We start from the raw sequence: 13373 nt of genomic DNA on the forward strand, positions 1-13373 counted from the left end.
ACAGGGCGATGAAAAAACCTGTGGGAGCGGGCTTGCCCGCGATAGGGTCGGCACATTCAACTGCTATGTGACTGACAGACCGCTATCGCGGGCAAGCCCGCTCCCACAGGTATTAAGTGAAGCTTGAGATCTGTCAGCTGACGGCCATCAAGCCATGCCGGCGATGGTGCACATCGAGCTGATCCTTGATCACCCGCAGCACCTTGGCCTCGTGCTCATGGATAAAGAAGTGACCGCCGGCCAGCATGTCCACGGAAAAACTGCCGTGGGTTTCCTTGCTCCAGCCGATCAACTGCTCGGTGGTGGCGCGGTCAGCCTTGCCGCCGAGCACGTGAATCGGGCACTTGAGCAACGGCCGCTGTTGCGGCTCGAAACGCCCGCACAGCAGGAAATCCGCACGCAGCACCGGCAGCGTCAGGCTCATCAATTCCTCGTTGGCCAGCACTTCTTCGCTGGTGCCATTGAGGGTGCGCAGTTGATCGATCAACTCGGCATCGGTCTTGGGCTCGGCGAAGCCGCGATCGTAGTCGGCCCGCATCGTCGGCGCCGCGGTGCCCGAAGCGAACAGCGCCACCGGTTCCGGGCAACCCAGCGAGCGAAACGCATGGGCCATTTCACAGGCCAGCAACGCGCCCAGACTATGGCCGAACAACGCGTACGGCGCCTTGAGCGTGGCTTTTTGTTCCTGCGCCAGTTGCAACGCCAGGCGCCGCATGTCGGTGTGCAACGGCTCGCCATACCGCGCGCCTCGGCCAGGCAGCTCCACCGGTTGCAGCTTGAGCCACTCCGGCAGCTTGCGCCGCCACCGGCTGTAGACCATGGCGCTCGCGCCTGAATAGGGCAGGCACAGCAATGTCAGCTGGGTCACCGGGCTTACCTCGAAAAGTTGTCTGTATTAGAGAACGGATGAGCACCGCGCAGAATTAGCCGTACCAATGACCCTGTGGGAGCGGGCCTGCTCGCGATAGCGGTGCAACAGTCACCATCAAGTTGACTGACACGCCGCTATCGCAAGCAAGTCCCCCGTTAATCTCTATTTCAGGTGACGAAACTTTCATGGTTCGGCGTGAACTCTCGCCAGCACCCGCCAGTCAGCTGATTAAGCCCTCAACTCAAGGCGCCAACGCTGATGCAGATTTCCCTCGACCAACAAGTTGCCCTCGTCACCGGTGCCAGTTCCGGCATTGGCGCAGGCGCTGCCAAGGCTTTGGCTGCCGCTGGGGCTGCGGTGGTGATCAACTACCATTCCCAGGCTGAGCCCGCCGAAGCACTGGCCCGGCAGATCAACGCTGAAGGCGGTCGCGCCCTCGCCCTCGGTGCCGATGTCTCCAACGAAGCCGATGTCGAACGCCTGTTCGCGCAAACCCTGGAAGCGTTCGGCTCGGTGGACATTCTGGTGGCCAATTCGGGCATGCAGAAAGACGCGCCAGCGGTAGACATGACCCTCGCCGACTGGAACCAGGTGATCGGCGTCAACCTTACCGGCCAGTTCCTCTGTGCCCGCGCCGCCCTGCGGATTTTCAACAAGCAAGGCATCCGTAAAGGCGTGTCCCGGGCCGCCGGCAAGATTATTCATATGAGCTCGGTGCACCAGCGCATTCCCTGGGCCGGCCACGTCAACTACGCCGCGTCCAAGGGTGGCGTGGACATGCTGATGCAAACCCTCGCCCAGGAAGTCAGCCACCAGCGCATCCGCATTAATGGCATCGCGCCGGGGGCGATTCGCACGGCAATCAACCACGATGCCAACGAGGAACAGTTGCTCAAACTCATTCCTTACGGCCGGGTCGGTGAAGTCGAGGACGTCGCCAACGCGGTGGTCTTCCTCGCCTCGGATGCCTCCGACTACATCGTCGGCACCACCCTGTTCATCGACGGAGGCATGAGCCTCTATCCGGAGTTTCGCGGCAATGGCTGATCATCATCCCGAACGACAAAGCAACATTGACGCCCACGGCATCATCGGCGACATGCGCAGCGCGGCGCTGGTCAATGACAAGGGCAGCGTGGACTTTTTCTGCTGGCCGGAGTTCGACAGCCCGTCGATCTTCTGCTCGCTGCTGGACACCCCCAAGGCCGGTATTTTCCAACTGTCGCCGGACTTGCCTGATGCGCGCCGAGAGCAGATTTACCTGCCCGACACCAACGTGCTGCAAACCCGCTGGCTCAGCGATCGCGCCGTGGTTGAAGTCACCGACCTGCTGCCGATCGGCGACAGCGAAGATGATTTGCCGGTGCTGATGCGCCGGGTTCGCGTGGTCAGCGGCCAGGCGACGTTTCACATGCGCTGCGCCGTGCGGCATGACTACGCACGCGCCAAGACCCGCGCGCGCCTGGATGGAAAGGACGTGGCGTTCGAGGCGGACGATCAGCCCGCTCTGCGCCTGTCTTCAGACCAGGTGTTGAGCCTTGATGGCAACGCGGCGGTGGCCGAATTTATCCTCGAACAAGACCAGAGCGCGGAATTCCTGCTCGGCGGCATCGACGACCCGCGCTTCAACGAAGGCGCCGCCGACTTGTGCCTGGAACGCACGCTGAAGTTCTGGCGCGACTGGACCGGGCAGTCCAATTACCGCGGCCGCTGGCGGGAAATGGTCAACCGCTCGGCCTTGGCCCTGAAGCTGCTGACCTCGCGCAAACACGGCGCGATCCTAGCTGCGGCGACCTTCGGCCTGCCGGAAACGCCCGGCGGCGAACGTAATTGGGACTACCGCTATACCTGGATTCGCGACGCCTCATTCACGGTGTATGCGTTCATGCGCCTGGGCTTCGTTCAGGAAGCCAACGATTACATGCGCTGGCTGCGTGGGCGGGTCAGCGATTGCCATGGCAAACCGATGAAACTCAATATCCTCTATGCCATTGACGGTCGCCAGGAACTGCCGGAAACCGAGCTCCCGCACCTGTCAGGCCACGGCGGCGCGACGCCGGTACGGATCGGCAATCAGGCTTACGATCAGGTCCAGCTCGACATCTTCGGCGAGTTGATGGACGCGGTGTACCTGGTCAACAAATACGGCGACGCCATCTCCCATGAGGGCTGGAAACACGCGGTGGAAGTGGTGGATCAGGTCTGTGAAACCTGGCAGCAAAAAGATGTGGGCATCTGGGAAATGCGTGGCGAGCAGCATCACTTCCTGCACTCGCGGCTGATGTGCTGGGTCGCACTGGACCGGGCCATTCGCCTCGCCTCCAAACGCTCCCTGCCCGCCCCGTTCGCTCGCTGGGACCAGACCCGTCAAGCGATCTACGCCGACATCTGGGACAATTTCTGGAACGAAGAACGCGGACATTTCGTGCAGCACATCGGCGGCACCGCGCTGGACGGTTCGATGCTGCTGATGCCGCTGGTGCGCTTCGTCAGCGCCAAGGATCCGCGATGGCTCTCGACCCTCGAAGCGATCCAGAAAACCCTGGTCCGCGACGGCATGGTCTACCGTTACCGCAACGAGGATAGCCAGATCGACGGCCTCGCCGGCACCGAAGGCGCCTTCGCCGCGTGTTCGTTCTGGTACGTCGAATGCCTGGCCCGGGCGGGTCAGGTGGAAAAGGCGCATCTGGAGTTTGAACAGTTGCTCAGGTACGCCAACCCGCTGGGTTTGTACGCCGAAGAATTCGACAGCCATGCGCGGCACCTGGGCAACACGCCGCAAGCCCTGACGCACCTGGCGCTGATAAGCGCGGCGAGTTTTCTGGATCGGAAATTGAGTGGGGAGAAGAATTACTGGCAACCTTGAGACCACGTCGCCGATACAGGGCTATCACCTACAACCATTAAACAAACCTGCCCAATCACCCGAAACCGCTCATTCCAACCGCTCGAAAACGTTTGTTGCCAGCTGTTACATCCACCCCTAACATCCACGCTCAACGGGTGCAGCGGAGCTGCCCGATAAAACCCGAATTCAAGGAACCAGAATGAGCCACCGCATCCACCGCCCCATCGACGCCCCGTTCCGTTCAGGCCTGAACCGCAACGAATTGTGGGAAGCCCACGACAAAGGGCTGATCAAATGCTGGGAAATCGGCCGCCAACGCGCCATCCGTTTCCCCGAGCTCGCCCAACGCTGCCTTGCCGGCGAACTGCCGGTGCTGGGCTGGAAAGGTGGCGTCAGCCGCAGCCTGAAAAAACTCGAAAAATACGGATCGCTCAAATACCTCGCCCAGTGGCAGGGTTTGCGCGGGGAAGATCTGGATGTGGGTCTTGATGAAGAGCGGGCGTTGACGTGTTCGCGAACCAGGATGGTGGTGACGTTTACGCCGGACCGGTCAAAGTATTTCAATCAGGTGGCGGAAGTGGAAGCCTGAGACCGCGGCGCCCTGGTCGATGTGCATCATTCGTTTCAAAAAACACCTCTGGAGTGTCCGATGAACAATGAAACGTTGATCCAGTACGCCAAAACCCCGGTTTTGACGGTCGCCTACGAAGTGCACGGCCCCACCACCGGCGACCCCGTCATCCTCCTCCACGGATTTCCCTACTCCCCCCGCGGCTACGACGAAATCGCCCCGACCCTCGCGGCAAAGGGCTACCGCGTCATCGTCCCTTACCTGCGCGGCTACGGTCTGACGGTTTTCAACAACCCCGATACCCTGCGCTCGGGCCAACAAGCCGCCCTCGCCCAGGACCTGTTGGACTTGATGGACGTGTTGGCCATCCCGAAAGCCGCCCTCTGCGGCTACGACTGGGGCGGTCGGGCGGCGTGCATCGTGGCGGCGCTTTGGCCGGAGCGGGTTCGTTGCCTGGTGACGGGTGATGGCTACAACCTGCAGAACATCCCCCATTCCACCGAACCGCTGGACCCGAAAACCGAGCATCGCCTCTGGTATCAGTATTACTTTCACACCCCGCGCGGCGTCGAAGGTCTGACGAAAAATCGCCGGGACTTGTGCGAATTGCTCTGGACGTTGTGGTCACCTACTTGGGCCCAAGGCCCTGAGCGTTATCCGCTGAGCGCACCGGTCTTCGACAACCCGGATTTCGTCGAGGTGGTGATTCACTCGTATCGGCACCGATTCATGTACACGCCAGGCGATCCGGCGCTGGAGTGGATGGAAGAAGTGCTGACCCGGCAACCGCCGATCAGCGTCCCGACGATTTCCCTGTGCGGGGCCGACGATGGCGTCGGACCGGCAGAGGAGATCGATGACGACATCGAGCATTTCACGGGGTTTTATGAGCGGCGAGTGTTGGCGGGCATCGGTCACAACATCCCCGAAGAAGCGCCCGAAGCGACCCTCAAGGCATTACTGGATCTGCTTCAGCGCTGACGGAAAACCGCTCGCGATAGGCTTGCGGCGTCACGCCCATGGCCCGCAGAAAACTGCGTCGAAGCGTCTCTTCACTGCCGAACCCACACTGCACCGCCACCCGTTTGATCGGCAAACCTGTGTCGCTGAGTAAACGACGCGCGGTCTCGACCCGGATCAGCTCAATGGCCCGCGCCGGCGTCTGGCCGGTGTCGGCGCGGTAATGGCGAACGAAGCTGCGCTCGCTCATGCCGGCTTGCAAGGCGAGGGTCGGAATGCCCAAGTCCATGGTGAGATGTTCGCTGATCCAGGCATGAAGTTCGTCGAACCGGCTGCCTTCCTTTTGCAGCGACAAGGTCACGCTGAACTGCGACTGGCCGCCCGGGCGTTTGAGGAACACCACCAGTTGCCGGGCGACCTCCAAGGCCATCGTGCGCCCCAGATCCTCTTCGACCATCGCCAACGAAAGGTCGATGCCCGCCGTGACCCCGGCCGAGGTCCAGACCGGGCCGTCGTTGATGAATATCGGATTGGGTTCGACCCGTAATCGGGGATACTGTTGCGCCAGTTGCTCGCAACGGGTCCAGTGAGTCACCACCCGCCGACCATCGAGCCAGCCACTGGCCGCCAGTAAAAACGCTCCGGTGCATACCGATGACACCCGCCGACACGCCGTCGCATGTTCACGCACCCACGCCACCAGCGGCTCGTCTTCGGCCGCGGCATAAACACCCCAGCCCCCGGCGATGATTAGGGTGTCGCTGCCTTGCTCGGGCAACGGCTCGGCCAACAGCGCCAGCCCCGCCGACGACATCACCGCCCCGCCGCCGCTGGCAATCACCGTTGGCGCGTAGGGCGGCGGCAAGCCGTGTTGACGGGCGATGTCGTTCGCCGAGGCGAACACCTGCAACGGCCCGGTGACATCGAGCAGTTGCACATTGGCGAACGCAAGCACATGAATGGCTTTCGGCATGTTGGCGTAATTCGTGGGGTGATTGGCGTATGCGCCAGCATCCTACGAGCCTAGAGTGAAGCCGTCCACCCACTCCATGAGAAAAACACCATGACGTTGCAGATCGGTTTTCTGTTGTTTCCACAGGTTCAACAACTGGACCTCACCGGCCCTTACGACGTACTGGCTTCGCTGCCGGAAGTGAAGGTGCACCTGATCTGGAAGGACCTTGTGCCGGTGACTTCAAGCACTGGACTGGTGCTGAAGCCGACCACGACTTTCGAGGATTGCCCGGCGCTGGATGTGATCTGCATTCCCGGGGGCAGCGGTGTCGGGCCGTTGATGGAGGACGAGCAGACATTAGCCTTCATCAAGGCTCAGGCAGCCAACGCGCGTTATGTCACGTCAGTTTGCACCGGGGCGCTGGTGCTCGGCGCGGCCGGTCTGCTGAAGGGCAAACGCGCGACCACTCACTGGGCTTATCACGAACTGCTGGCACCTTTGGGCGCGATACCGGTGAAGGATCGCGTGGTGCGCGACGGCAATCTTCTGACCGGTGGCGGGATTACCGCCGGGATCGATTTTGCCCTGACCCTGGCCGCCGAGTTGTTCGATAAAGACACGGCTGAACTGGTGCAGTTGCAACTGGAATACGCCCCGGCACCGCCGTTCCATTCCGGCAGCCCGGAAACGGCGCCGCAAAGCGTATTGGCAGAAGCTCATCGGCGTTCAGCGCAATCATTGCAGCAACGGGCGCAGATCACTGAGCGGGCAGCGGCCAGGCTGTAGGAGCACGTTTCGACAGGCGAAAAAAAACCCGCCTCAGCGGGTTTCTCAAGACCATTTTCGACATCCTGTCGGCAGCCATCCTGGCCAATGGTCGATCATCCGTGATCCTGAGGCACTCCCTGTGCTTCAGTTGATGGATCCAGAATAAGCGCATCGATGAAGCATCAAAAGACGACATACCCGTTATGCAGTGTAAGCCTTTGACCATTCGAGCCATAAAGCACCACCGAGTGGCAGTTTCAGCAGACGAAAAAAAACCCGCCGAAGCGGGTTTTCCCAAGACCATATCGACTCCCTGTCGGTAGCGAATCCTTGCTAATGGTCGATCATCCATGATCCTGGAGCACTTCCTGTGCTTCAGTTGATGAGGCTAGATTACGCATCGGATCCAATGTGCAACAGACGACATAGCTACCATCGCGTGTAAGACATTCGCTATACCCGCCCTTCCGAAAACCCTTAGACGCGTCAGGCATCCAGCATGGAAGCCGCGAGTTCAGCGGCCTGCAGCTGACCTTGTGCTGCAACGTCATCGTTATCCTCAAGAAACCATGCCGCCGACAATCCCGCAAACGCCAACACCCATTGCAGCAGCCGGCGACGTTCAAGCCCCGCGGCTTCGGCTACGACCTCGATTTGTCTTTGGAAGCGTTGTGGATCAGTCGCCGTCGGCAATTCGGGATTGCAGATCAGGTTGGCGTAGTCGAACCCGCGCTCGCCCATCACCCGCTTTGGATCGATGGCCAGCCAGCCTCGCGGGCCGAAATCCAGAACGTTGTCGTGGTGCATATCACCGTGCAAAACCACCACGTCCTGCGGTGCGGCGAGCAACGCTTCGGCGGTTATCAGGCTGAACAAATAAGTGCCGCCCTGCTGCTCGGCCGCCAGGCGCAATGAAGCGAACCATGAAGACAAGGGAATCAGCGGCGGTGGTGGTGATGGACGCGGAGCATGCAAACGAGCCAATGCCGCACACAGGATCCGGCTGGCTTCGTCATCCTGGCCGTTGAGCGCCATGCGCATCAGCGATCGCTCACCCTCGGCACGTTCAAGCACCAAGGCTTCGCTGTGATGGGCGTAAACCAGCGCGGCGCCCTCGCCGCCCCACCAGCTCATCAGCAGATTGCCGAACTTTTCCTCGGCATCGATGGCGACTTTCAACATGGCCGGTGAATCACCCATCCGTACCGGCAGCAAACGACTGCCGGGCGTGATGATCGGTTCGCCGTCCGGCACCAGGGCCCAGCGTTTCAACCAAGGTTCAAACATGCAACGTTTACTCTGACTGACGCTCGCGAGCCTTGGCGCTGGTTTTCAGAAACTCTTCGATATTGTTCATCTGCTCATCCCAGCCACGGCTGTCCATGCGGAATGCCTTGAGCCTGCGCGCTTGCGGGATGTGATCAAAACCGGACTCGGTGACCTTCAACAAGGTGCCTTCATCCATGTCTTCGAGCTCGAATTTCACCAGCGTGGTGGGCTCCTGGGAGTAATCGATATCGGGCTCAATCGCATACGGATGCCAGCGAAACGAAAATACCCGCTCCGGCTCGACCCGCTCTACCAACACATTCCACAGCAAGTGCTCATAACCTGGGTAAGTAATCTGCCCTTGCGTCCATTCACCGGCGACAAAGCGCTTGCCTTCCAGCGCCACGCCAAACCACTGCCCGAAGGCTTCGGCATTGGCCACCACACGCCAGACGTGCGAGCGCGGCACTCTGAGCAGGATTTTCCTTTCGATGCGATCTGATGCTGGGTTCATAAGTCACCTCCTGTACTGAACAGTAGGCCTGTAAGACCACAAGACCAACCCTAAAGTTGTATCAATGGGGAGTTGTTATCAAGCATGTCTGAAATATTCGGCTGCATTTCTGACCATAAGTTCTGGTTTGGGAACGAGAGCCAACCTTCTGGAACTGCTACCGTTTGCAGGGACGACATTGACCAGGCAAGGAAGATTCATGCAGCCCTCACTCACGGAACGTTATCGCGGAGCCCTGCTGGGCCTGGCGTGCGGCGATGCCGTTGGCACCACTGTCGAATTCCAGCCCCGCGGCTCGTTCAAACCGTTAACCGACATGGTCGGCGGCGGCCCCTTCAATCTGAAGCCAGGGCAATGGACCGATGACACCTCAATGGCGCTTTGCCTGGCCGAAAGCCTGCTGACAAAAAAGGCGTTCGATGCGGCGGACCAGATGGGCCGCTACCTCAATTGGTGGCAATGGGGTTACATGAGCTCGACCGGCGAATGCTTCGACATTGGCATGACCGTGCGTGACGCCCTGACGCGTTTTCAGCAAACCGGCGACCCTTTCGCTGGCTCCAGCGATCCTTACACCGCCGGCAACGGCTCGTTGATGAGGCTGGTGTCGGTGGTGCTGTATTACTTCCCGGATCGCGACCAAGTCAGGGCACTTTCGGCGAACAGTTCACTGACGACCCATGCCGCGCCGGAAGCCGTTGAATGCTGTCAGTTGTTTGCCGAGTTGATCTGCAAGGCGCTGTTGGGTGAGTCCAAGTACAACCTGCGCAACGTACCAGAGACAACATTTCTGGAACCCAAGATCGAGGCCATCGCCCGAGGCGACTATCTTGGCAAACGCAAAAGCAATATCCGCGGCAGTGGTTACTGTGTTGCGTCACTGGAAGCGGCTTTATGGTGCTTCCACCATACCGACAGCTTTGAAGCCTGCATCCTGGAGGCCGCGAACCTGGGCGACGATGCTGACACCACCGCCGCGATCGCCGGCCAGTTGGCCGGGGCTCATTATGGTGTGGGGGGCATTCCCGAAAGCTGGCTGGCAAAGCTGCACATGCGTGAAGAAATTGAGGCATACGCGGACAATCTGCTCACGACCTCACGCGCGCCTGTCGAAAGCTGACACCGCTTCGCTACACTGCACCTCCATTTCCCCTGTCACAGCGAGCTTCTCATGAACCCACGCTTCCTCCTGGCGCTGGCACCTTTGCTGTTCACCACCGTTGCCCACGCCGCGGACTGCGACAACGCCACCGACCAGGCCACGATGAACCAGTGCGCAGCGCAGCAGCACAAGACGGCGGATAAGGAGTTGAATGCGCTTTACCAGCAGATCACCAATCGCTTGAAGAGCAACCCGGACAGCAAAAAGCTGCTACTCGGGGCGCAGCGTTCGTGGATTGCGTTTCGGGATGCCGAGTGCAAGTTCTCGGCGTCTGCGGTGGAAGGCGGGAGTGTTTATCCGCTGATCTACAGCAACTGCGTAACGGAGTTGACCAAGGCGCGGGTGGAGACTTTCAAGAATTATCTGAAGTGTCAGGAAGGGGATATGAGTTGCCCGGTGCCTGGGGCTTAATCTCTAGCGCCTGTGAGGGCCTCTTCGCGGGCAAGCCCGCTCCCACAGTGGATCTTCAGTGTGAACACTATTGTGTGAACACCATTGAACCCTGTGGGAGCGGGCTTGCCCGCGACGGCGGCAGATCAGCCGCCGCAATTACCGGACAAATATCTGCGCAGTGGTGATCGCCATATCCCCACCCGGCAATTTGATGTTGCCAATCTGCTTCATGCTCTCCGGATCAAAAATCGCCACATCATTGAACGTCCCGGCCAGATAGATCTTGCTGCCGTCCTTGTTGAAGGAAATGCAGTAGTAAGAATGATCCAGCGTCGCCGCCTGCAGCATTTTCTTCTCCTTGATGTCGTACTTCGCCAGTCGGTTGAGCACGCCAAACATCAGGTTCGGATCCTTGGGCGAGCGCATGCCACTGAAGTAGATTTCCGTCAGCGGACCAAAGTCGGTGGTTTCGGTCTTGCCGGTTTTCAGGTCGATGCTGAACAGTCCGTACAGGTATTCGGCCGTTGCGGGGTCCTGCTTTTTGTCCTTGAATTTCGCCGTGGTGTAAAGCAGCGAGAAGTCGTGGCGATAGGTCTGCTGGTTCCACACGTAAAGCACGTCCGGCGCGCTGTAGTTCACCCGTTTCCAGTGGCGACTGGGAATCAGCACGTCGAACTTGCCGGTCTTCACATCGACCTTGTAGACATCCGCCCCCGCCACATACAGCGCGCCGTCGTCACCGCTCTGCATGATGGTCAGCTGCCGTGGCGCCGGGAAACTGCGCACGGGTTTGGCGTCCAGGCCGGCGTCGGTGGTGTACACGTCGAGCCGAGGCTGTTGCACTTCGTAGCGGTCATTGAGCATCAATGTCGGGTTGGCGATGGCGAACAGTTCCTTGCCATCGTGGCTGAGGGTGAAGGCGAACATCGACTTGGCTTTCTCCCCCGGTTTCTGGGTGATGCTGGCGTGGAACACCTGCTTGCAGCTGTCGAGTTCGACGCCATAGACATCGGCGTAGTGATTGTTCAGCACGTAAGCGGTCTTGCGATCCGGCGACAGCTGAACGGTGCCAGGGCCGAAAGCGTCCGGCATCTTGCAGGTCTTGAGCACCGTGTCGGTGGCCAGGTCGATGACGTGCAGGTTGTTCGGATAATTGGTGGTCACCATGTACTCGTGACCGGCTTGTAATGCGGTGTTTTCATCGGCCAGAACAGTGAGCGCAGAGGTGCTCAGGACGGCGAACGCGGCCAGGCCGCAGGCTTTGATGCTAGGCATGCTGGAATCCTTCTTCTCTGTCCGATCACTTGTCTTTAGGGAAGACAGTGCCAAGGTTGCGCCAGTTGTCGTTGGACGCCTGGGCATCCTTGTTCCAGTCCGGGTAGGTGCTCATCATGTCGGGCACCTGGGCCGGCCACCAGCAAGGGTCGGAGCAGCCATAAAGGTCGGCTTCCATCGGCTGGCACAGCGACGACACCCCGCCAAACGCATCGATCTCCCAACCCGGGTCGGTGGTCGAGGCGCAGCCCGCAACAGAGCTCATCGCCACCACTTCTTCGATACGGTTTTCGGCCGCGGCCTCATCGAGTTTCAACGCTTTATTATTGATTGCCTTGAGATGTTTCATATCAGTGAGCCTTGCGCGGAGTGATGTAGCTGCTGATAAACGCAGGGTTGTGGGCCATGATCCGGGTGTAGACCTCGATGCCGAAGTCGACCCAGTCACGCATCAGTTCGCAGTAGTGATAGGTCGGGTGGGTCGGGTCGCCGTAACGGGCGTAGCTCTCGTGGTAGCAACCGCCGGAGCACAGATTGCGGATCTGGCAGTCCTCGCAACCGGTGTTGGTACGGTCCAGGCGCTGGGACAGGAAGTCGTTCAACTCGACCTGTTTCACACCGCTGTGGACGTTGCCGAAGGTCGGCAGTGATGAACCGGTAAAGCGATGGCACAGGTTCAGCTCACCCTTGTGATCCACCGCCAGCATCTTCAGGCCCGCGCCGCAAGGCAGGGCTTTTTTGTGGCCTTCGTGGATGTCGGTGATCAACTGGTGCAGGTTGGAAAAACCGATGTTGCGGTGCTCCAGCGCGGCTTCCAGATAACGACGACCCAGCCTCTTCATGCTGGCGAAGACTTCGATCAGTTCGTCGCTGGACAGGTTGAAGGTGCTGATGTCGCCGGAGGTCACCGGGGCAAACCCGACTTCGGCAAAACCCAGTTCGTTGAACAGGTGGTCCCAGATGGTTTCCACATCGGTCACGCCCGTCGTCAACGTGACCCGGGCGCCCACCGGACGGCTGTTGTAGCGCGACAGCAGCATCTCGGCCTTGCGCCGCACCACGTCATACGTGCCCTGCCCGCCCACGGTGATGCGGTTGCGGTCGTGCACGGTTTTCGGTCCGTCGATACTGACTGACAGGCCGAAACGGTGGGCATTCAGGTAGTCCACGGTCTCTTCGGTGAGCAGCGTGGCATTGGTGGTCATGACGAATTCGACGAACTTGCCGGCCTCGCGGAAACGCTTCTCGCAATAATCGACCATGTACTCGATCAGCTTGCGATTGCTCAGCGGCTCTCCACCGAAAAACACCACGGTGAAACGCTCTTCATCCGGCGATTCGCGCAGCAGCATTTCCACCGAGGCAATCGCCGTTTCGACATCCATCTTCTTGCCCGCCGAGGGCTTGTCGAGGTCTTCCTTGTAGCAGTAGGTGCAGCTCAGATTGCAGCCGGTGTTGACGTTGAGCACCACGGTGTCGATCGCGGTGCGCTCGACCCGTTTGGTGCCGATGTCCGGGGTCAGCGGCGAGCCGTCGCTGACCAGTTCCAGGGACATCAACTCGCGCAGGGTCTCGGTGATTTCCTCGCCGTTGAAACGCGAAGCCAAACGCTGGATCAGGTCATCCGACGAACAGCCGGGACCGCGCAAGGTATCGATGATGGTGCCCGTCAGTTCATCGCTGGCGAACAGCGAACTGCTAGGGATGTGAAACAGCATGCGGTCGGCATCGACGTGCACTTCGTGCAGGTTCCGCTCAACCAGATTCAAAATAGCGCCCATTGCAAC

The 13373-nt window shown here is 60.0% G+C and carries 14 protein-coding genes; 7 read left to right on the forward strand and 7 right to left on the reverse strand.

The window, feature by feature from the left end; all coding sequences use genetic code 11:
- Positions 1-133: 133 nt before the first annotated feature.
- Positions 134-868 carry a thioesterase II family protein gene (locus ACA053_RS19520; protein WP_497393451.1) on the reverse strand — a complete coding sequence of 245 codons (735 nt, stop codon included), beginning with the start codon at positions 866-868 and terminating at the stop codon, positions 134-136.
- A 261-nt stretch (positions 869-1129) separates the two neighbouring features.
- Between ACA053_RS19520 and ACA053_RS19525 the strand changes: the two genes are divergently transcribed.
- The 4 genes from ACA053_RS19525 to ACA053_RS19540 all read left to right on the forward strand — a co-directional run bounded on the left by ACA053_RS19525 (position 1130) and on the right by ACA053_RS19540 (position 5271).
- Entirely contained in the window at positions 1130-1918 is a 789-nt protein-coding gene (locus ACA053_RS19525) for a glucose 1-dehydrogenase (RefSeq protein ID WP_109633427.1), read from the forward strand.
- The gene (locus ACA053_RS19530) at positions 1911-3737 is read left to right on the forward strand and encodes a glycoside hydrolase family 15 protein (RefSeq protein WP_497393452.1); all 1827 of its coding nucleotides are present in this window, start codon (positions 1911-1913) and stop codon (positions 3735-3737) included. Before ACA053_RS19525 ends, ACA053_RS19530 begins: the two co-directional genes overlap by 8 nt.
- Before the next feature lie 181 nt (positions 3738-3918).
- A complete protein-coding gene (locus tag ACA053_RS19535) occupies positions 3919-4308 on the forward strand; it encodes a hypothetical protein (RefSeq protein WP_109633431.1) in 390 nt (129 codons plus the stop codon).
- A gap of 60 nt (positions 4309-4368) precedes the next feature.
- Complete coding sequence (locus ACA053_RS19540; protein WP_497393453.1) at positions 4369-5271, forward strand: alpha/beta fold hydrolase; 903 nt, start codon at positions 4369-4371, stop codon at positions 5269-5271.
- On the opposite strand, the gene ACA053_RS19545 is transcribed toward ACA053_RS19540, so the two are convergent.
- Positions 5240-6223, reverse strand: coding sequence for a GlxA family transcriptional regulator (locus tag ACA053_RS19545; RefSeq protein WP_497393454.1), 984 nt, complete (start codon positions 6221-6223; stop codon positions 5240-5242). The genes ACA053_RS19540 and ACA053_RS19545 overlap by 32 nt on opposite strands.
- Positions 6224-6313: 90 nt before the next feature.
- On the opposite strand from ACA053_RS19545, the gene inhA reads away from it, so the two are divergent.
- Complete coding sequence (inhA, locus tag ACA053_RS19550) at positions 6314-6991, forward strand: isonitrile hydratase (RefSeq protein WP_497393455.1); 678 nt, start codon at positions 6314-6316, stop codon at positions 6989-6991.
- A 468-nt stretch (positions 6992-7459) separates the two neighbouring features.
- Here the strand turns inward: inhA and ACA053_RS19555 are convergent, their stop codons facing one another.
- Together ACA053_RS19555 and ACA053_RS19560 are read right to left on the reverse strand one after the other, a co-directional pair.
- Positions 7460-8260, reverse strand: a complete 801-nt coding sequence (locus ACA053_RS19555; protein WP_497393456.1) for an aminoglycoside phosphotransferase family protein — start codon at positions 8258-8260, stop codon at positions 7460-7462.
- Between the two features lie 7 nt (positions 8261-8267).
- Positions 8268-8756 (reverse strand): SRPBCC family protein, encoded by a 489-nt coding sequence (locus ACA053_RS19560; RefSeq protein ID WP_497312653.1) that lies wholly within the window; start codon positions 8754-8756, stop codon positions 8268-8270.
- Positions 8757-8955: 199 nt separating this feature from the next.
- Here ACA053_RS19560 and ACA053_RS19565 point away from each other — a divergent pair, with 199 nt between their 5' ends.
- Entirely contained in the window at positions 8956-9876 is a 921-nt protein-coding gene (locus ACA053_RS19565) for an ADP-ribosylglycohydrolase family protein (protein ID WP_497393457.1), read from the forward strand.
- A 51-nt stretch (positions 9877-9927) separates the two neighbouring features.
- The gene (locus ACA053_RS19570) at positions 9928-10329 is read left to right on the forward strand and encodes a lysozyme inhibitor LprI family protein (RefSeq protein ID WP_497393458.1); all 402 of its coding nucleotides are present in this window, start codon (positions 9928-9930) and stop codon (positions 10327-10329) included.
- Between the two features lie 138 nt (positions 10330-10467).
- On the opposite strand, the gene peaD is transcribed toward ACA053_RS19570, so the two are convergent.
- From peaD to peaB, 3 genes are read right to left on the reverse strand one after another with little or no spacing between them, the layout of a single operon-like run.
- Positions 10468-11586 (reverse strand): quinohemoprotein amine dehydrogenase subunit beta, encoded by a 1119-nt coding sequence (peaD, locus tag ACA053_RS19575; RefSeq protein ID WP_497393459.1) that lies wholly within the window; start codon positions 11584-11586, stop codon positions 10468-10470.
- Positions 11587-11611: 25 nt separating this feature from the next.
- The gene (qhpC, locus tag ACA053_RS19580) at positions 11612-11935 is read right to left on the reverse strand and encodes a quinohemoprotein amine dehydrogenase subunit gamma (protein WP_008027961.1); all 324 of its coding nucleotides are present in this window, start codon (positions 11933-11935) and stop codon (positions 11612-11614) included.
- 1 nt (position 11936) lies between these two features.
- Entirely contained in the window at positions 11937-13367 is a 1431-nt protein-coding gene (gene peaB, locus ACA053_RS19585; RefSeq protein ID WP_497393461.1) for a quinohemoprotein amine dehydrogenase maturation protein, read from the reverse strand.
- Positions 13368-13373: the final 6 nt, after the last annotated feature.

Source organism: Pseudomonas sp. LBUM1672, assembly GCF_059695655.1.